The following is an 18,867-nucleotide window of genomic DNA, read 5'->3' as shown; positions in this document are numbered from 1 at the left end:
TCATTTCGTCAGTCCGAGCAGCGCCGCGGTGAGCCCGTAGTCGGGTCCGAAGTCCTGCATGTTTCCGGTACGGCAGCCATCCGCCTTCATCTGGATCCGTTCGCAGAACAAGCTGACGATCTCACCTGAGAGCGCGGTGCCGATCACCCCGTGCAGCCGGACATAGCTGTGCTCGCGGTTCACCATGCCATCGATGTTCTGCATCACCATCGGCGTAAGGTCGACGACCTCGGTGATGCCGTAGGCGTTGTCACGCAGCTGCTGGGTGACGTTGGTCAGGCCTGTCATAGACCCCGACAGCTGATCCCGATACTGCGACAACGTGGTGCTGGTATTCGCCAGGAAGGCGTTGAGCTGATCCAATGTCGCCTGCAGGCCAGGGGATTGCTCGGCGAGTAGGCCGCTCATCTGGGTCATCCGGTTGCTGAAATCGCGCACCGATTGGTCGTTCTCGGCCAGCATCGTGGTGAGATCGTTCAGCTTGACGATAATGTTGGACACCGCATCCTTGTTGTCCACACCGACCTTCAGCGCGCCGGACAGCGCGTTGAGGGTGTCGCGCATTTTCGCGCCATTGCCGTTCATCATCGGGTAGAGCACCCGGCCGGACAGCGGGCCGAGGCCTTCCTGACCGGGCTCGGGCTTCAGCGCGGCCGCGAACTGATCAATCGTCTTGATCATTGTGTCCAGCTCGACCGGCGTCTTGGTGCGGCCCTTCGGCAGATGCGCGCCGTCGGACATGGTGTCACCGGCGGTGTAGACCGGAGTGAGTTCGATGTGCCGGTCGGTCACGATGGATGGCGAAATGATCGCTGCCATCGCGTCTTTCGGGATCTTGACGTCCTTGTCGATGGAGATGTGCACCTCGATGAGGGTGCCCTTCGGCACGATCTTGTCGACCTTGCCGACGTCGAGTCCGAGCACCGTGACCGGGTTGCCCTCGTAGATGCCCGCGATGTTCTCGAAGTCCGCGGTGATCCGCATCGTCGTACCCAGTGCGTCGTTCACCGAACTCGGCAGCAGCGAACAACTGCCGACCGCCAAGGCGGCGGCGCTGATCATCAGTGTCTTCGCGACTGTCTTCAGCTGGAAAGCGCTGCGGAGTTTCATCCCTGGCACCCCTCGATAACTTGGGCGAAGCACAGCCAGTTGTCCGGGAACAGCCACGGCAGGCCGACGTCACCGTACGGACCGCTGCCGCCGTACGAGTTCGCCAGGTAACGCAGGGTCGGCGGCATCAGCGACAGCATGCGATCCAGGTTGTCCTTGTTTTTCTGCAGGCCCTCGGCCATGGTGTTCAGCTGCTGGATGGTCGGGCCGAGCTGATCGTTGTTCTCGGCGCCGATTGCCTGCAGCTGCTTGGTCAGCGCCGCGATGTTGTCCAGCAGCTGACGCAGCAGGCCTTGGCGCTCCATCACCCGGTTCGCGATGGCCTCGCCCTGGGTGATCACCAGCAGCACGCTGTTGCGATTGTCCCCGAGGATCTGGGTGACCCGGTCCAGGTCCTTGAGCAGACCGTCCACCTCGCCCTTGCGGGCATCTATCACCTTGGCCAGTGCGCCGACGCTGTCGAGCGCCTGCACCATCAGCTCGGGCGAGTCGCCTATCTGCTTGTTGATCAGGTTCAGCGCCGCCGCCAGCTTCGCGGTGTCGAGCGCCTCGAACTTCGGGGTGCCGACTTGGACCACATCGGACAGGTTGTAGGGAACCGAGGTGTTGGACACCAGGATTCGCCCGCCCTTCAAGCCGGAGCCGTCGCCGGGATCGAGGTCGACGAACCGTGCTCCGAGCAGCGTCGCCATCTTGATCGAGGCGCGTGCGTCCGGGCCGAGCTTCACGTCATCGCTCACGTTCAACGTCAGCAGCACGTGGTCACCCTCGAGCTTCGCACCGGCGACCCGGCCGGAGCCGACGCCCGCGACGTTCACCTTGTCGCCGACCTTGATGCCGGCGGCCTGCACGAACTCGGCCTCGACGGTCTGCTCGCCCACCCCGACGAGCTTGTAGACGCTGGACACCAGCAGCAGCACCACGATGAGGACGCCACCGAGGATGCCGAGCCAGAAGTACCGGTTGTTGTCGAACCTGGACCTGAGCTTCGTCATCATGGGCGGCACACCGCCGAGTGCGAAGTGCCACCGATCTGCGAGAACAGACCGCGGGGGAAGAGGACGCCGTACAGCGAGACGTCCAGTCCGCAGAGATACGCGTTGGCGTAGGCGCCCTCGGAGGCATGCCTACCCGCGGCAGCGAGGACGTTCGGCAGGTCGATCGCCGCCTGGTCGAGCTTGGCGCCGTTGTCCAGCAGCAGGGTCAGCGCCGCACTGGTGGAGTTCTGCGCGGTCTGCAGCTTCGGCTGAATCTGGCCCATCATGTCGACCAGTGACGTGGTCGCGTTCGCGATCTGCACCGTAGAGGCCTGCAAGGACTGCCCCTGCTCGTACAACCCGCCGATCAAGGCCCGGGTCTGGGTCACCAGGGTCTCCAATTCATCACCTCGCTTGGCCAACCCCGACATCACACCGGACAGGTTGGAGATCACGTCGGACAGGATCGCGTCCCTGCGCTGGAAGTCGGTCGCCAGCTGCGCAGCCTGAACGATGAACGCGCTCAACGAGACACCATCACCCTGCAACGCCTGGATGAAGGTCTCCGACAGCCGGTTGACCTGCTCGGGCTGCAGCACCTGGAACAGCGGCTGGAATCCGTTGAGCAGACCCGATACATCGAACGACGGCTCGGTCCGCTCGATCGGAATCGAGCCCTTGTTCTTCAGCGCCGCCGGGCTCGACTCCTTACCGGGAGCCAGCGCCACATACCGCTGACCGATCAGATTCTGGTAGCGGACAAGCGCTTTGGTGTCGTCGAAGAGCGTCTGGTCGCGCTGCACCACGAAGGTCACCTTCGCGACCGACTTCTTCAGGTTGGTGTCGCGACCCAGCTCGATCTTCTCGACTTTGCCCACCCGCACGCCCGCCATCCGCACGTCGTCGCCCTCGTGCAGACCGAGCACGTCGGAGAACGTCGCGGTGTAGGTGTTGGTGTCACCGCTGACGATGCGCGCCAACGTGTTCCACACGACCACCGTCACCAGAATGGACACGATCGCGAAGATGCCGAATCCGATCAGCGGCTTGCGAATGCTCATCGTCCGGCACCATTGTCGGACACCTGCATGGTTCCGCCCTTCAGAATCGAGCTCAGCAGCAGATATTCGGTGGTGGTCGGCTTGCGGCCGAGCAGCGCGATGATCGCGGAATCCCCCTGGTAGGAGATCGGCCGGGCCGACGGGGTCCCCTCTGGCGCCACGGCCGGAGCGGCGGGCGCCGGCACCGCCGCGGCAGGCGGGAGCAGGCCCGGCGGCAGCATCGGGAACAAACCCTCCAGCGGAGTGCCCGCGAATGGGGCGAGTGCGCCGCCGGTCGGAGCGGCCGTGGTGGCACGGTTCGGGTCCGGGGTGGTGACACCCGGTATCAGCGGCAGACCCGGCATCGGTACCACCGGAGGAAGCCCGGCGGCCGAGGCCAGCGCGCGCGGCTTCAGCTGCTCTGGGAGTTCACCGACGTCTGCGACCGCGGGGGCCGTCAAGCAGCTCGGGCCCGCCATTTCACCGTAACGTGGGCAGTCGGCCACGGTGTACGGGCGATACGGCGTCAGCGTGACGCCCGCGTTCCAGACCTGCTGCTTCTGCGGACCCCAGGTGAATGTGGTGTCCATCCGGCGCATGGTCTCGCTCAGGTTGAGCAGGCTCTGGGTGATCGCGTTCGGGTCGGCGGTGATCGCACCGAACATGTCGCTGGTCCCCGCGGTGACCTCCTTGCCGACATTCGGGTTGCGGGCGAACAGATCGTTCACCGTGTCCACGGTGCCGCTTGCCCCGGTGATCAGCGCGACCAGCTCGCTGCGGCGATCGGCGATCGTGCGCGCGGTCTGCACCGAGGTGCCGAGCACGTCGACCAGTTCCGGCGCGGACTGGTTGAGCGCATGGAACGACGCGGAGAAATCACCCAGCAGTATGCCGAGATCGGGGATCGAGTCATCGACGGCCTGCAGCCAGCGGTCGAACCGCTCGATGGTCGAACCTGGCATCCGGCCGCTGCCGTCCAGCGCCTGCGACAGGGTGCCGAGCACCCGGCCGAACTGCACCGGGTCGATCTCGTCGAGGATGTTGCGCACCGTGGTGAGCGTGTCCTGCAACGCGATGGTGCCCTGGCTGCGGTCCTCGTCGATGGTGGAGCCCTCGTGCAGGTACTGATCGGCGGGGCCGTTGAAGACCAGCTCGACGGAGGTGACGGCGAACAGATTGCTCGGCACTACGCGGGCGGTCACGTTGGCCGGGATGTCGCCCGCGAATTCCGGCTTCATCTCGATCCGGACCTTCTGCAGCTCACCCTTGGCCGCGATGTCGACGTTCTTCACCGCGCCGACGAGCACGCCGCGGAACTTGACGTCGGCCTGCTCGGGCAGGCCGTCACCGGTCGTGGTCAGGTTCGCGGTGACGTTCACCTTCTCCTGGAAGAAGCCCTTGTAGCGCAGCATCAGGAAGCTCAGCACCAGCGCGAAGACGACCAGACCGCACACGCCCGCGATGAGCAGCTGCCGCATGGTGGGTCCACGCCCACTGGGATCGATGATCATCTGGTGATTACCCCGAGATCCGGATGCCGGGGGTGATGCCCCAGATCGCCAATGTCATGAACAGATTCGCGAAGACGACCGCGATGATGCACATCTTGATCGCCCGGCCGGCGGCCACGCCGACACCCTCCGGACCGCCGGAGGCGAAGAAGCCGTAGTAGCACTGGATGAAGGTGGTGATCGCGACGAACAGGATCGCCTTGATCAGCGAATAGATTACGTCCGTCGGGATCAGGAACTGATAGAAGTAGTGCTGGTAGGTGCCGGTGGCGGTGCCACCGATCAGCTGAACGGTGAGCGCGCAGGAGATGTAGGCCATGGCCAGGCCGAGGCAGTACAGCGGGATGATGGCAACCATCGCCGCGAACATTCTGGTGCTGATCAGGTAGGGCAGCGGCCGAATGGCGATGGACTCCAGCGCGTCGATCTCCTCGGAGATGCGCATGGCGCCCAGCTGCGCGGTGAACCGGCAGCCCGCTTGCGCCGCGAAGGCGAGCGTTGCGAGCAGCGGGCCGAGTTCGCGGGTCGTCGCGAAGGCCGAAATGGCACCGGTGATCGGGCTCAGGCCGAGCAGGTTCAGTGAGTTGTAGCCCTGGATGCCGACGGTCATACCGCCGAAGGCGCTGAGGATGACCACTACGCCGATGGTGCCGCCGCCGACGACGAGGTTGCCGTTGCCCCAGGTGACGTCGGAGAGCAGGCGCCACACTTCCTTGGGATAGTGCTTGAGCGCCAGGGGAATCGAGCCGATCGAGCGCAGCAGGAAGAACACCTGGTGGCCGAGCCTGGCGAGCAGATCAACCGGCGCCTGAGCGGATTTCCGGATCGTTTGGAAGGGCCTCAGCAGCGGAGGTACATAGGTTGATGACACTGGTTCAGACCACCTGTGACGGGAACAGTGCGTTGTAAACCTGGGTGATGATGAGGTTCACCCCGAACAGCATGATGGCGGAACTCACCACCGCGGAATTCACCGAGTTCGCGACACCGCCCGGACCACCACGGGTGTTCAATCCGGTATCGCAGGCGATGATCGCCGCCAGCAGACCGAAGATCAGTGATTTCACCAGTGCGACAAGTAGGTCGGTGGTCACCGCGAACGACGAGAAGGTGCCGACATACGAGCCCGGTGTACCGTTCTGCGCGAAAATATTGAAGATGTAGCCGGTCAGAAAGCCGACGAAGACGACGAAGCCGCACAGCAGCACGCTGACGAGCATCGCCGCGCCGAGCCGGGGCGCGACCAGCCGTCGCAGCGGGTCGACGCCCATCACCTTCATGGCGTCGATCTCCTCACGGATGGTGCGCGAGCCGAGGTCGGCGCAGACCGCGGACCCCACGGCACCCGCGATCATCAGCGAGGTGACCAGCGGCGCACCCTGCTGGATGATGCCGAGGCCGTTGGCCGCGCCGATGAACGAGGTGGCGCCGACCTGACCGGCGACCGAACCGACCTGGATGGAGACGATCACGCCGATCGGAATGGCGACCAGCAGCGTCGGCGCGGCGGAGACGCTGGCCATGAAGGCACACTGCCGGACGAACTCAGCGAAGGGAAAGCGCCTGCGGAAAATCGCGACGAACAGTTCGGCTACGGCCGCGATGCCCATCGTGATCTGCCGACCGAAGGTCTCCAGCGAGCGTTTCGGATGATTTTCCCAGTACGACTTCGTCCAATCGACCGCGTCACCGAACCGTGACCCTGTAGGCGGACTGTCGGTCGACTGCACTGGCTAAACCCCTCTCGACGCCGGTTGGATGCCCCGACGACTCGCTTGCTTGAGGCACCTTACTACGGAGTAGCGCAGAACACACCAATGACTAGTGATCGCAGTCATAGATGTCTGTCACCCTTCATGAAAAGCAAAAGAGATTGGGGCGGCGACCTTGGGATTTATCCCAACGCCGCCGGTCGGACTTCCAGAACAAGCTACAGCCCACTTGCGCGAATCCCGCACTGCACCACGCGGTACACCGAATTACTACGGATAATATTCATTTAAATTCGCATTCGATTCCGAGGGCGAACAGGTCGAGTACTTCTACCCTGGTGAGACAAATCGAACTCGCGCTTTCGCAATTTCGATAGCCACTCGCTATTGCCAGCGCATAAGATACTTTCGAACTAACATGTACAAAATAGGGTTGAAGCAGGTCGCTGGCGGACAACCCGTGTTAGGTGACGCGCCCGGAGCAGATTACTGACACGATGGGTGCGGACAAGATTGATATCGTGCCGGCTTCCGACGTCTGGAGGGACATGTTCAGCAAACTCGCCAAGGTGGCAAATGCCGCCTTCGCCGTCGCCCTTGGCGCGGCGCTGCTCGGTACGGGCGCAGGGGCCGCCAACGCCCAACCGGGCCCGCCGGTCGTGGGAGGTGGATCCGGGATCATCATCGACAACCAATTCGAGTGCACCGTCACCACCGTCGGCCACGACAATGCAGGGCGTCTGGTCGGCCTGACCGCTGGACACTGTGGCGATCCCGGCGCGCAGGTGTACTCCGAATCCGACCGGGGCGCTGGCCTGATCGGCCGGTTCGCGTACTCCAACCACGACTTGGACTACGCCGTCATCCAGTTCGATCCGGGCAAGATCATCCCGGTGAACCGGGTCGGGAACGTCACCATCACGGGGATCGGCGCGCCGGCCACCTTCCCGCAGATCGTCTGTAAAGAAGGACGCACCACTGGCAACACCTGTGGCATCGCCTGGGGTGATGTGTTCCAAACCAACGTCGAGACCTGGAGTCAGATGTGCGTCGTGGAAGGCGACTCCGGCGCGCCGGTGGTCGCCGGCACGACGCTGGTCGGCATGGTGAACGCCTACCTGGCCGTCGCCTGCTTCGGCCCGGAGGTAGGCACCAACATGAGCGCCATCATGGGTGACATCAACGCGCGCGGCGGCGTCGGCGCGGGTTACGTCCCGATCTGATCGACGCCCGACATACCCCGATGAGCGGCCCGAACGGATACCGATCCGTTCGGGCCGCTCATTCTTCGTTGTGAGCCGGTGCGAGCGCCGGTCCTGCCACCGCGCACTGCGGCAGGCAGTCGATGTTGTCCAGGACGGGCGCGTGCCGGGCTGGCCGGAGCAGGACCGCGGCGAGTACCGCACCCGCCACCAGAAGGCCGACACAGATCCACATCGCGGAGACGAAGCCGTCATCGAACGCGGCCGGATCGCTGAACTCACCGGAGATACCGGCGAGGCCGGGCAGCGCGGCGACTGCGAGCAGCTGCGCGGTGCGAGCGACGGCGTTGTTCACACCGGAGGCGATGCCTGCCTCGCTGGAAGGCACCGCACCGAGCACGGCCCCGGTCAACGGCGCCACGAGCACCGAGAGCCCGAGGCCGAAGACGAGCACGCCGGGCAAGACGTCGGTCAGGTAGGCGGTGTCGGGGCCGATGCGCAGCAGTAGAACCAAACCTGCCGCGGCCAGCAGCGGGCCCGCGGACATCGGGAGGCGCGGGCCATGCCGCTGCGCCCAGCGTCCGGCGGGCGCCGAGAGCACCAGCATGATCAGCGTAATCGGCACGGTCGCGACGCCGGACAGCAACGGCGAATAGCCCGCGACCAGCTGCAATTCCAACACCAGTAGGAAAAACACGCCGCCAAGGGCCGCGTAGACCGCGAATGTCACGAGGTTGGCCGTGGTGAACACCCGCGAGCCGAACAGCGACGGCGGCACCAGCGGGTGGTCGCTGCGCACCTCGATCGCGACGAACGCGGCCAGCAGCACGACGCCCACGCCAACGAGCAGCGGCATGGAGTCGATCAACCCGAAGGTCAGCGCGCCCAGCGCCCCGGCGACGAGGCAGGCGCCCGGCACGTCGAGCCTGGTCACCGCATTCGGATCACGACTCTCCGGCACATGCTTCAGTGCGACCAGCACGACGACCAGCGTCAGCGGCACATTGAGAAAGAAGATCGACCGCCAGCCCGCCAGCTCGATCAGCCAGCCGCCGAGGAACGGACCCAGCGCGCCTGCCACGCCGCCGAAGCCGGACCACAGGCCGATCGCCGCACCCTGGTCGCGCTGATCGATCGATGAGGAGATCAGCGCGAGGCTGCCCGGCGTGAGCATCGCGCCCGCCACGCCCTGCAGTATGCGGGCCGCCACCAGCATCTCGATGTTCGTCGCAGCCCCACACAGCACCGAGGCGATCGCGAAACCGATGGTGCCCCAGATGAAGACCTTGCGTCGCCCGAGTCGATCGCCGAGCGAGCCACCGAGCAGGATGAACGAGGCGAGGGTCAGCGTGTAGCCGTTCAGCGTCCACTGCAACCCGGCAACGTCGGTGTCCAGCGACTCCCCGATGCGCGGCAGCGCGATGTTCACAACTGTCGCATCGAGGGAGGCCACCGACGACCCGAGAATGGTGGCCAGCAGAATCCAGCGCCCGGTGCCCGATTGCAGTCGGGGAAGCTTGGTGGCACTCATCGAAACCAACCTAGAGGCAGGCCGGAGACACGGTCAGAGCTCCTGGACGCAGACGACGAAGCGGCGCTTGTCGTAGACGTACCCGGTACCGCTGCCGCAGACGCTGACGTCGTCGGCGTTCTGCTGGATCTTGACCACCTTCACGCCCTTCGCGGGGGCCGAACCCGTGCAATCGATGCGCTTGGGATCGTCGCCGCCGACGTCCATGCATCCCCCGACCACCCAGTCGATGTCCAGGCAGAACGCGCCTTGCTCGATGCCGTTCACGGTCTCGGCGTAGTAGTTGTCGGCGTCGCTCACGCACTGCGAGCTCTTCGGCTTCTTCTCGACCACCTTGTAGTTCGCCGCGCGGCTTCCACACGACGACTTGGCGATGGTGGCGTTGGTGGTAGTGCCGCCGAGCGTCACACAGTCGCCGACGTTGGCTTCGAAGTCGGTGTTGCCGCCCTTGGTGGTCGGCGCCGGCTTGCTGGTGCTCGGAGTGGGTTTGCCCGAGGACGGTTTGGGCGTGCTGGTGACCGAAACGGCGTCGATCGTGCCGTTGTTCACAGCCGGCTGGGCGGTGCCGTTGATGGTCGAGCTGCACCCGACGACCACCAGCCCCGCCGCGACGGCGAGTCCGGCGAACACGAGACGACCCCAGGTCGGTTGACGAGACACGTACAGTCCTCCCGAGCTGTAACGCTCCGAACTCACACCCCCGCAAGAATCCGAAGTTGACATGGCTGAGCTTGAAATACCACGCCATGAATACACCATGGACCGAGCACACGTCGAGCCGAAGGCTGGAAACGGACCGTCGGCAACCGATCTGGGTATGGTGGAATTCCGGTGCGAGAGGAGTTCTCCGTGAAGCTGATCAGCGCCATCGTCTGCTCGACCGCAGCTGTCCGCACCTTCCTCGTGCTTCCCGCGATCCACGCACGTCCAGCCCTGTCGAGGTGCGAGTCTTCCGAGCACTGTTCGCGGCCGAGTGGGCGAAGCACATGCGCCGCGGGAACGAGCCTCGCCTGCTCGGACGTCAGCCATAGGTGGGCCGGAGACACGCAGCGCCGCACGCGCTGCACAACCGAGACGACCTCGGCTGCCGACGTGCACAGTGACTCCGCGAACGCGTCCGACATCACCGCGACGTTCCTCGTCAGATCCTCGAGTAGCTGGCAGAGGGTGTAAAACCGGTTACCCTGATGGACCGGCCCGACGAACGGCGGTCAGGAGGTGACCCCATGGTTTCGGCAATGGCTGCGGATGAGTTCGAGCCCGACGACTCGGCGGACAGAAAACCGACCGCGCCGCGCGAAATGCTGGTCGACCCGCGATTCATCCGGCTGGCCGATCAGTTCTTCGGCATGTTCTCCCAACCCGCGCGCGGCGGCGGTGCACTCACGGTCTATCTCGACGGCAGGCCCGTGGTCGACATCTGGGCCGGCTGGGCGGACAAGGGCCGCCGCTGGAACGGGGAGACCATCGCACTCACCTTCTCCACCGGCAAGGGCGTGGCGTCGACTGTCGTACACCGACTCGCCGAACGCGGCCTGATCGGCTACGACGTTCCAGTCGCCGAGTACTGGCCGGAATTCGCCGCGCACGGCAAGGACGACATCACGGTGCGTGACGTGCTCTCGCACCGGGCGGGCCTGCACCGGGTGCGCGGCCTCGTCCCAGGGCGCGAAGGCATCCTGAACTACGACAAGGTGGTGCGCGCGCTGGCCGAGAGCCCGCCCGACCCGCGCCGCATCCGAACCTCGGGCTACCACGCGATCACCTTCGGCTGGCTGGTCGCCGAGATCGTGCAACGGGTAACCGACACGGCGTTCATCGAGGTGGTACGCGATGAGATCGCCGACCCGCTGGGATTCGACGAGTTCTGGTTCCGGGTGCCGGAATCCGAGCGACACCGGATCGCCCGGATCTTCCGGCCATTGAGTCCTCCAGGGATCCGCTGGAACACTGCCTCGTCGGTGTTGTCCTGGGTGCGGCCCGTGCGCGGGCTCGCCGAGGCGGGCATGCCGGAGAGCTTCGACGAACTGGTCCGCGACCCGCGCGTGCACGACGCGGTGATGCCCGGATGGAACGGCGTGTTCTCGGCTCGTGCGCTGGCGCGGATGTACGGCGCGCTGGCCAACGGCGGCGTGGTCTACATCGACCAGCCCGAAGGCGTTCGCGGCATCGGCACGGCCGGGCAGGAGCGCGTCGTGCGCCTCCTGCGCCCGGAGACGATCGAGACGATCGGGCGGGTGCAGCCGACGGAGAGCCGCGACTACGTGCTTGGCGTGCCGATTCGCTTCACCCTCGGCTATCACCGCCCGGTGCTGATGGCCAAGCAGCAACCGCGAAAAGCGTTCGGCCATTACGGCATGGGCGGGTCCGGCGCCTACGCCGATCCGGAGCTCGGCATGTCGATCGCGTTCGTGACCAACCGGCTCGGCGGCGCGGTGACCGCGCTCGGTGACGCCAGGCTCGCGCGGCTTGCGGCGACGGCACAGACCACGGTGCGAAGGCACAAGCTTGCCGGGACGGAACGATAGCGCTGGTCCCCGCGCGGTAGTCCGGCTGGCCGAACCCAGCCGGGGCCGAGTTCGTATCTATCGGTATGGATGTGCGTATGCCGCGGACCGACGCCAGCGAGGAAGGCGCACAGCCGCGCGTGCCGCGGCTGATCGCGCTGCACGCACTGGCGGCGAGCATCGATTTCGAGCGGTACTTCCGGTGGCGCAGGGCGCATGAGGGCGATCCGTTCTACGTCCGATTCCCGGGGTTCGGCGCGGCGCTGTTCACGGGGACAGCCGAGGGCGCACGCGAAATGTTCCAAGCACCGGTCGAGTTCCTGGAGCCACCGCGACCGAATCCGATCGAACCGCTGGTCGGTGCCGCGTCGCTGATCCTTACGTCGGGCGAGCGGCACCGACAGGACCGGGCGCTGCTCGCGCCCGCGTTCCATGGCGCGCGGATTCGCGAATACGGCGAGATCATCCGGGACTCCACTCTGCGGGAGATGTCCGGCGAGACCGGCCCGACGTGGCAGCCGGGCGCGCGCATCGATTCGCGGGCGGCCGCGCGGGCGATCACGCTACGGGTGATCCTGGCGGCAGTGTTCGGAGTGGACAGCCATGAGCGGCGGGTGGAGTACACCGCCGGCGTCGCGGAGTTACTCGCGTCATTCTCCGGGCCGCTGATGCTGGTGCCGGCGCTGCGACATGGCCTGCTCGGGCACGCACCGTGGGACCGGTTCATCGTGGCGCGCGACCGGCTGGACCGCCTGATCCGCGCCGACATCGCGCGCAGGCGGCAGGGCGTCGACGCCCCGTCCAGCGACATCCTCGGCATGCTGCTGTCCACCCGGTACGACGACGGCACCGCACCCACCGACGACGAACTCTGCGAGCAGTTGCGCACCCTGCTGGTCGCCGGTCACGAGACCACGGCGACCACCCTGGTGTGGGGGCTGTTCCACTTGCACCGTGCGCCAGAAGCGCTGGAACGGCTGCGGATGGAGCTGCGCGAGGCCGGCCCGGGTATGAGGCCGATCGAGCTCGCCGGATTGCCATACCTGGACGCCGTGTGTCAGGAGACACTGCGTCTGCACCCGCCGGTACCGATCATCCTGCGCCGCCTGACCGGGCCGTGCACGCTGCGTGGCGTAGCGCTCGCACCAGGAGACACGATGGGGGTCGCGGTGCCGTTGCTGCATTCGGACCCGGATGTCTGGTCCGACGCGGCACGGTTCGATCCGGACCGGTTCGTCGAGCGCAAGTATCGGCCGTTCGAGTTCGCTCCGTTCGGCGGCGGCCACCGCCGCTGTGTCGGCGCGGCGCTCGCGGACTACGAACTGCGGATCGCGCTGGCCACCATCCTCGGCCGGGTGCGCCTGCGGCTCGGGCCGCGCTACGCGCACGGACCCGCGCCGGTTTCGGTGCCGCACAACATCGCGACCGGTCCGCACCGCTCGATACCATTCGACGTTTTGAGTGATTTATCTCACTAACACGTTTGGTTGACCCACCTTCCGTCCGCCCATCGACAGCCGGCCTCGCACCGCCCTCACCCGCGTGACCCGGATGTTCAATCAATTCATGCCCACTTACCACATATGTGATGGCTGCCACAAACTAACGAACGACCGAATCATTGTGAAACACCACTGGCTTCGGGCCGCGCCGGGACGGTAGGAAGGGTGACAGGGGTCGGGCCGTCAATACCCGTGGAGCGCTCTGCCGGCTCCGCTCACGAATGAGATCTCGCAACGCGCGCGTGCGAGAAATGGAATGGACGAGAAATCTATGCATGCCGCTTTGCACACCGGGTCGCTGCCTGCTCGCCGTCACGGAGGCCGACTGACCCGCCGGATGCGCGAAGGCGCCCTGTTGTCCGCCGCGATCGCCGCGGCCGGTGTCATGCTCGTCGCCCCTGCGCAGGCGGAACCGATTCCTGGCATCGACACAGGCTCGGCCGCGGCGGCCACCGATCCGCAGGCGAACTTCGCCCCGCCGGCGATCAACATCGCCGACGGTGAGATCGTCGGCGTGGCGCAGCCCATCATCCTCACCTTCAAGGACCCGGTGACCGATCACGCCGCCGCCGAGCAGTTCATCAAGGTGACCTCGTCGAAGCCCGCCCCCGGTCACTTCTACTGGCGTGGCGACAAGCAGGTGCGCTGGCGACCGGACGAGTTCTGGCCGGACAACACCGACGTTCAGGTGCAGGCCGGTGGCACAACCAGCTCGTTCAAGATCGGCGACGCGTTCGTCACGACCGCCGACGACAACACCCACACCATCACGATTACCCGCAACGGCGAGGTGGTGCAGGAGATGCCGACCTCGATGGGCAAGCCCAAGCACGAGACCCCGAACGGCACCTACATCGTCGGTGAGCAGCTGCGCAAGATGACCATGGATTCCTCCACCTACGGTGTGCCGGTCACCGACCCCGAGGGCTACAAACTCGAGGTCGAGTACGCGACCCGCATCTCCAACAGCGGCATCTTCGTGCATGCCGCGCCGTGGTCCGTCGCTCAGCAGGGTGTGTCCAACGCCAGCCACGGTTGCCTGAACGTCAGCACCGAAAACGCCAAATGGTTCATGGAGAACTCGCGCAAGGGCGACCCGGTCATCGTGGCGAACACTCAGGGCGGCACGCTCAGCGCCGGCGACGGCTTGGGCGACTGGAACTGAGCTGAGCCGCCTCTCTGAGCCGCCTCTCCGGGTATTCAGGCCGTACCAGTTTGATGCGTGGTAGGACAGGCGCAGGTCCTGCGTAAGTGCCTGGCTGAGTTTTGGGCGTGCCCGATGAGTTACCCATGTGCTCGCGAGATCAGTTGTCGTGTCGTGTCGCGCCCCTCGGGGGCGCTGACGAACAAATAATGCGAAGTCGATCACCGGCATATCCGGTGTTTGCTTCACTTGGCCGGTGCGCGAGAAGTTCAGCCCATCGGCGAGCGATCGTCACCGGCTGTTTGCTCCGGTCCGTAGAGTCTCCACCGTGCGTACCAGGCCGGAGCGAGTACTGCCGCCGCCACGCGGACGTAGCTTGAAAAATCGGCCGTGGCAGGACTACGCGCTGTTCCTGGTGCTGCTGCTGCCGAATCTCGCCCTGCTCGCGATGTTTGTCTATCGACCGCTGATCGACAATATCCGGCTGTCGTTCTTCGACTGGAATATCTCCGATCCGATCGCCACCTTCACCGGGTTCGACAACTACCGCGAATGGTGGGGCCGATCGGACTCCTGGGATATCGTCACCAACACCGTGGTGTTCACCCTGGCAGCCGTGGTCGGCAGCATGGTGCTCGGGCTGGCGTTGGCCCTGCTACTGGATCGGAAGCTGTTCGGCCGCAACGTGGTCCGCTCGGCGATCTTCGCGCCGTTCGTCATCTCCGGCGCCGCCATCGGCGTCGCATTCCAGTTCGTCTTCGATCCGAGCTTCGGCCTGATCCAGGACGTGCTGCACCGCGCGGGCGTGAACGACGTACCGGACTTCTACCAGGACCCGCACTGGGCGCTGTTCATGGTGACGGCGACCTACATTTGGAAGAACCTCGGCTACACCTTCGTCATCTATCTGGCTGCCTTGCAAGGGGTTCGGGCCGAACTGATGGAAGCCGCCGAGATCGACGGCGCGAGTAGCTGGACCACCTTCACCAAAGTGTTGTTGCCGCAGTTGCGGCCGACCACATTCTTCCTGTCCATCACGGTGCTGCTGAATTCGTTGCAGGTGTTCGACATCATCAACGTGATGACCCGCGGCGGCCCGCTGGGCACCGGCACCACCACCATGGTCTATCAGGTCTACCAAGAGTCCTTCCGCAACTTCCGCGCCGGATACGGCGCGACCGTGGCCACCATCATGTTCCTGGTGCTGCTGGTCGTCACGCTGGTGCAGGTTCGCATTATGGATCGGGGCGAGCAGTGAAACACCCTGGCGTGGAAACGCTTTCCTACCGACGCAGGCAGCGCGCCGTGACCCTGCTCGGCTACGCCGCGATGGTGTGCGTGCTGATCATCGTCGGCGTCCCGCTGTTCTGGATCTTCATCACCTCGTTCAAGGCGCGGCCCGATATCTACGTGCAGCCCGCTGTGTACTGGCCGCGCAGCTGGCATCCGGCGAACTACGAGGAAGCCACCACGACGCTGCCGTTCTGGACATTCCTGCGCAATTCGCTGATCGTCACCGGGATCGTCTCCGCTGTGAAGTTCGTGCTCGGCGTGTTCAGCGCGTACGGCCTGGTATTCCTGCGGTTTCCCGGCAAGACGGCCATCTTCCTGGTCATTATCGCCGCGTTGATGGTGCCCAACCAGATCACTGTGATCTCCAATTACGCGCTGATCGCTCAGCTCGGCTGGCGAAATACCTTCCAAGGCATCATCGTTCCCCTCTGCGGTGTCGCCTTCGGAACGTTCCTGATGCGCAATCACTTTCTTTCGCTGCCCTCGGAGGTGATCGAGGCGGCGCGGATGGACGGAGCGAACTGGTGGCGGCTGCTCACCAGGGTGGTACTACCGATGTCCGGGCCGACCATGGTCGCGTTCGCAGTGGTCACGCTGGTGAACGAATGGAACGAATACCTCTGGCCGTTTCTCATGGCCGACGACACGACCGTCGCCACGCTGCCGGTCGGCCTGACCCTGCTGCAGAACACCGAGAATCCGAGCGTCACGAACTGGGGTCCGGTGATGGCGGGCACGCTGTTGACGATGCTGCCGATTCTCCTCGTCTTCCTGATTCTGCAACGCCACATGATCAAGGGCCTCACCTCCGGTGCGGTCAAGGGATAACCGGTACAGGAGATCCACGTGTCCACTTCACAGTTCCCCCTGCCGGCGGGCAGGAGCGCAGCGACAAGGGAATCAGTACTGACCCGGCGCGGATTCCTCGGGCTGACCGGGACGGTCGCCGCGGGCGCGGCCCTGACAGCGTGCGCGGGCACCGGAGGTGGATCAAAGCAGCCCGGCGACGGCAAGACCCTCACCTTCTGGTCCAACCACCCCGGCACCTCGAAGGGACTCGAGACCGAGCTGATCAATCGGTTTCAGGCGAAATATCCCGACCGGAAGGTGAACCTGGTCGACGCGGGCAAGAACTACGAGGAGGTGTCGCAAAAGTTCAACGCGGCACTGTCCGGCGGCGACCTGCCGGATATCGTCGTGCTGTCTGATGTTTGGTGGTTCAACTACGCGCTCAACGGCACCATCGAACCGCTGGACAGCCACTTTGCCGACACGGGCGTGCAACTGGACGACTATGTCGACTCTCTGGTCGCCGACTACCAGTTCAACGGTAAGCATTACGCACTGCCCTACGCCCGCTCGACTCCGCTGTTCTACTACAACAAGGATGTGTGGAACCGCGCTGGTCTGCCCGACCGCGGCCCGGAGAGTTGGCAGGAATTCGACGAGTGGGGACCGAAGCTGCAGGAGGTCGTCGGCGCGGGCAAGCTCGCACATGGCTGGGGTGACGCCAAAAACTACCTTGCCTGGACCTTCCAGGGACCGAACTGGACCTTCGGCGGCGCGTACTCGGACAATTGGACGTTGAAGTTCAACGACCCCGGCACCCTCGCGGCGGGAGCGTTCCTCCGCAACATGATCAACACCAAGAAGTACGCGGGCATCAAGCCGCAGATCGCGGTCGACTTCGGCACCGGCGTGATCGCCTCCACCATCGCCTCGACCGGCGACATGCAGGGAATCCAGAAAAACGCCGAGGGCAAGTTGACCTTCGGCACCGCGTTCCTTCCGCACCCGAACGGGCCCGGCGTCACCACCGGCGGTGCGGGGCTGGCCATCCCGGCGCGCATCTCCGACGAGCGGAAGGCTAGCGCGCTCGCGTTCATCGAGTTCGTCACCAACGCACAGAACACGGCGTACTTCTCGCAGGGCACCGGCTACATGCCGGTACGCAAATCGGCCGTGCACGACCCCAGCGAACAGGACTTCCTCACAAAGAACCCCAACACCAAGGTCGCCATCGAGCAGCTGTCGCTGACCAAGTCGCAGGACTACGCACGGGTATTCGTACCGGGCGGCGACCAGATCATCGGCGCCGGCCTGGAGCGGATCGGCCTGCGGAACGCCGACGTGGCAGCCACCTTCGCGAATGTGACCAGCCAGCTTCAGGCGATCATCGACCGGCAGATCACCCCGAAACTGCCCGAGTAGTACCCATTGTCCGACGCGAGGAGACCGACAGCATGGCCACCGTGCAGTTCCAGGGTGTAACGCACCGGTACCCCGGTGCGCAGGCACCCGCCGTCGACCAGCTCGAACTCGATATCGCCGACGGCGAGTTCATCGTGCTCGTCGGCCCTTCCGGCTGCGGCAAGTCGACCAGCCTGCGCATGCTCGCCGGGCTGGAATCCGTTGCGGCCGGCCGCATTCTGATCGGCGACAAGGACGTCACCGGCCTGCCTCCCCGTGCTCGCGACGTGGCGATGGTGTTCCAGAGCTATGCGTTGTATCCGAATATGACCGTCGCGCAGAATATGGGTTTCGCGCTGCGCAACGCGGGCATGAACAAAGCCGACACCCAGCTCCGGGTGCGGGAGGCGGCGCGGATGCTGGAGCTGGAGCAGCTACTCGATCGCAAACCCGCGAAGCTGTCCGGCGGCCAGCGGCAGCGAGTTGCCATGGGACGCGCCATCGTTCGCCGTCCACAGGTGTTCTGCATGGACGAGCCCCTGTCCAACTTGGACGCGAAATTGCGGGTGAGCACCCGTTCCCAGATCGCCGCGCTGCAGAAGCGGCTCGCCACGACCACGGTGTACGTCACCCACGACCAGGTCGAGGCGATGACGATGGGCGACCGTGTCGCGGTGCTGCGCGAGGGCAAGTTGCAGCAGATCGCCGCGCCCCGCGAACTCTACGACAACCCGGTGAACACCTTCGTCGCGGGATTCATCGGTTCGCCGGGCATGAACCTGCTGGAGGCGCCAGTGCACGGCGGTACCGCCGTGCTCGGCGATCTGCGAATTCCCCTGCCGCGCAGCGCTGAAATCGGCGACCGCGTGGTCCTCGGCATCCGGCCGGAGTCGTGGGAGATCACTACCGACACCGACAACAGCCTGGCCGTTGACGCGGAGTTGCTCGAGGAACTCGGCGCGGAGTCGTTCGTCTACAGCCATGGTGTCGCCGAGGGGTGGACCAGCCGTTCCGAGAAGGTGGTCGCGCGCGTCGATCGTCGCTTTCAGGTAGCGCTGGGCGACCGACTTCGCCTGCGGCCCAAGGCGGACGACGTCTTCTTCTTCGACGCCGAAACCGAGGACCGCGTGTGCTGAGAGTCGGCCGAC

The 18,867-nt window shown here is 65.2% G+C and carries 16 protein-coding genes; 8 read left to right on the top strand and 8 right to left on the bottom strand.

The features are described from left to right. Genes AB0H00_RS00875 through AB0H00_RS00850 form a run of 6 tightly spaced genes read right to left on the bottom strand, consistent with a single transcriptional unit; the run spans window position 1 to window position 6,368 of the window. Window positions 1–1,110 (bottom strand): MlaD family protein, encoded by a 1,110-nt coding sequence (locus tag AB0H00_RS00875; RefSeq protein WP_357258718.1) that lies wholly within the window; start codon window positions 1,108–1,110, stop codon window positions 1–3. Beyond that, window positions 1,107–2,105: an MCE family protein gene (locus tag AB0H00_RS00870; RefSeq protein ID WP_357260343.1), complete on the bottom strand. Its 999-nt coding sequence runs from the start codon at window positions 2,103–2,105 to the stop codon at window positions 1,107–1,109. The genes AB0H00_RS00875 and AB0H00_RS00870 overlap by 4 nt, the downstream gene beginning before the upstream one ends. After that, complete coding sequence (locus AB0H00_RS00865) at window positions 2,105–3,148, bottom strand: MlaD family protein (RefSeq protein ID WP_357258715.1); 1,044 nt, start codon at window positions 3,146–3,148, stop codon at window positions 2,105–2,107. Before AB0H00_RS00865 ends, AB0H00_RS00870 begins: the two co-directional genes overlap by 1 nt. Continuing rightward, a complete protein-coding gene (locus AB0H00_RS00860; protein ID WP_357258712.1) occupies window positions 3,145–4,638 on the bottom strand; it encodes an MCE family protein in 1,494 nt (497 codons plus the stop codon). The genes AB0H00_RS00865 and AB0H00_RS00860 overlap by 4 nt, the downstream gene beginning before the upstream one ends. Before the next feature lie 7 nt (window positions 4,639–4,645). Then, window positions 4,646–5,509, bottom strand: a complete 864-nt coding sequence (locus AB0H00_RS00855; protein ID WP_357258709.1) for an ABC transporter permease — start codon at window positions 5,507–5,509, stop codon at window positions 4,646–4,648. 4 nt (window positions 5,510–5,513) lie between these two features. Beyond that, window positions 5,514–6,368 (bottom strand): ABC transporter permease, encoded by an 855-nt coding sequence (locus AB0H00_RS00850; RefSeq protein ID WP_357258706.1) that lies wholly within the window; start codon window positions 6,366–6,368, stop codon window positions 5,514–5,516. Between the two features lie 530 nt (window positions 6,369–6,898). On the opposite strand from AB0H00_RS00850, the gene AB0H00_RS00845 reads away from it, so the two are divergent. Next, window positions 6,899–7,573 carry a S1 family peptidase gene (locus AB0H00_RS00845; protein WP_357260340.1) on the top strand — a complete coding sequence of 225 codons (675 nt, stop codon included), beginning with the start codon at window positions 6,899–6,901 and terminating at the stop codon, window positions 7,571–7,573. A gap of 58 nt (window positions 7,574–7,631) precedes the next feature. Here the strand turns inward: AB0H00_RS00845 and AB0H00_RS00840 are convergent, their stop codons facing one another. Together AB0H00_RS00840 and AB0H00_RS00835 are read right to left on the bottom strand one after the other, a co-directional pair. Further along, window positions 7,632–9,083, bottom strand: coding sequence for an MFS transporter (locus tag AB0H00_RS00840; RefSeq protein WP_357258703.1), 1,452 nt, complete (start codon window positions 9,081–9,083; stop codon window positions 7,632–7,634). A 33-nt stretch (window positions 9,084–9,116) separates the two neighbouring features. Then, the gene (locus AB0H00_RS00835; protein ID WP_357258700.1) at window positions 9,117–9,743 is read right to left on the bottom strand and encodes a hypothetical protein; all 627 of its coding nucleotides are present in this window, start codon (window positions 9,741–9,743) and stop codon (window positions 9,117–9,119) included. A gap of 641 nt (window positions 9,744–10,384) precedes the next feature. On the opposite strand from AB0H00_RS00835, the gene AB0H00_RS00830 reads away from it, so the two are divergent. From AB0H00_RS00830 to ugpC, 7 genes are all read left to right on the top strand, one after another. Beyond that, on the top strand, window positions 10,385–11,611 hold the full coding sequence (locus tag AB0H00_RS00830) for a serine hydrolase domain-containing protein (protein ID WP_357260337.1): 1,227 nt from the start codon (window positions 10,385–10,387) through the stop codon (window positions 11,609–11,611). Between the two features lie 77 nt (window positions 11,612–11,688). Next, complete coding sequence (locus tag AB0H00_RS00825; RefSeq protein ID WP_357258697.1) at window positions 11,689–13,068, top strand: cytochrome P450; 1,380 nt, start codon at window positions 11,689–11,691, stop codon at window positions 13,066–13,068. A gap of 280 nt (window positions 13,069–13,348) precedes the next feature. Continuing rightward, the gene (locus tag AB0H00_RS00820; RefSeq protein ID WP_357258694.1) at window positions 13,349–14,257 is read left to right on the top strand and encodes a L,D-transpeptidase; all 909 of its coding nucleotides are present in this window, start codon (window positions 13,349–13,351) and stop codon (window positions 14,255–14,257) included. A 307-nt stretch (window positions 14,258–14,564) separates the two neighbouring features. Further along, window positions 14,565–15,494, top strand: a complete 930-nt coding sequence (locus AB0H00_RS00815) for a sugar ABC transporter permease (protein ID WP_357258691.1) — start codon at window positions 14,565–14,567, stop codon at window positions 15,492–15,494. A 71-nt stretch (window positions 15,495–15,565) separates the two neighbouring features. Next, complete coding sequence (locus AB0H00_RS00810) at window positions 15,566–16,357, top strand: carbohydrate ABC transporter permease (RefSeq protein WP_357260335.1); 792 nt, start codon at window positions 15,566–15,568, stop codon at window positions 16,355–16,357. Window positions 16,358–16,375: 18 nt separating this feature from the next. After that, complete coding sequence (locus AB0H00_RS00805) at window positions 16,376–17,740, top strand: ABC transporter substrate-binding protein (RefSeq protein WP_357258688.1); 1,365 nt, start codon at window positions 16,376–16,378, stop codon at window positions 17,738–17,740. Between the two features lie 32 nt (window positions 17,741–17,772). After that, window positions 17,773–18,855, top strand: a complete 1,083-nt coding sequence (gene ugpC, locus AB0H00_RS00800; protein ID WP_357258685.1) for a sn-glycerol-3-phosphate ABC transporter ATP-binding protein UgpC — start codon at window positions 17,773–17,775, stop codon at window positions 18,853–18,855. Window positions 18,856–18,867: the final 12 nt, after the last annotated feature.

This window comes from Nocardia sp. NPDC023852 (genome assembly GCF_040639505.1).
Lineage (GTDB): Bacteria > Actinomycetota > Actinomycetes > Mycobacteriales > Mycobacteriaceae > Nocardia.
The sequence above is the reverse complement of the archived record's forward strand: the minus strand, read 5'-3'. Positions and strand labels throughout refer to the sequence as shown.

Coding starts and splice junctions, on each gene's coding strand:
- AB0H00_RS00875 (WP_357258718.1), bottom strand. CDS start 1,110: ATGAAACTCCGCAGCGCTTTCCAGCTGAAGACAGTCGCGAAGACACTG.
- AB0H00_RS00870 (WP_357260343.1), bottom strand. CDS start 2,105: ATGACGAAGCTCAGGTCCAGGTTCGACAACAACCGGTACTTCTGGCTC.
- AB0H00_RS00865 (WP_357258715.1), bottom strand. CDS start 3,148: ATGAGCATTCGCAAGCCGCTGATCGGATTCGGCATCTTCGCGATCGTG.
- AB0H00_RS00860 (WP_357258712.1), bottom strand. CDS start 4,638: ATGATCATCGATCCCAGTGGGCGTGGACCCACCATGCGGCAGCTGCTC.
- AB0H00_RS00845 (WP_357260340.1), top strand. CDS start 6,899: ATGTTCAGCAAACTCGCCAAGGTGGCAAATGCCGCCTTCGCCGTCGCC.
- AB0H00_RS00840 (WP_357258703.1), bottom strand. CDS start 9,083: ATGAGTGCCACCAAGCTTCCCCGACTGCAATCGGGCACCGGGCGCTGG.
- AB0H00_RS00830 (WP_357260337.1), top strand. CDS start 10,385: ATGCTGGTCGACCCGCGATTCATCCGGCTGGCCGATCAGTTCTTCGGC.
- AB0H00_RS00825 (WP_357258697.1), top strand. CDS start 11,689: ATGCCGCGGACCGACGCCAGCGAGGAAGGCGCACAGCCGCGCGTGCCG.
- AB0H00_RS00820 (WP_357258694.1), top strand. CDS start 13,349: ATGGACGAGAAATCTATGCATGCCGCTTTGCACACCGGGTCGCTGCCT.
- AB0H00_RS00810 (WP_357260335.1), top strand. CDS start 15,566: ATGGTGTGCGTGCTGATCATCGTCGGCGTCCCGCTGTTCTGGATCTTC.
- ugpC (WP_357258685.1), top strand. CDS start 17,773: ATGGCCACCGTGCAGTTCCAGGGTGTAACGCACCGGTACCCCGGTGCG.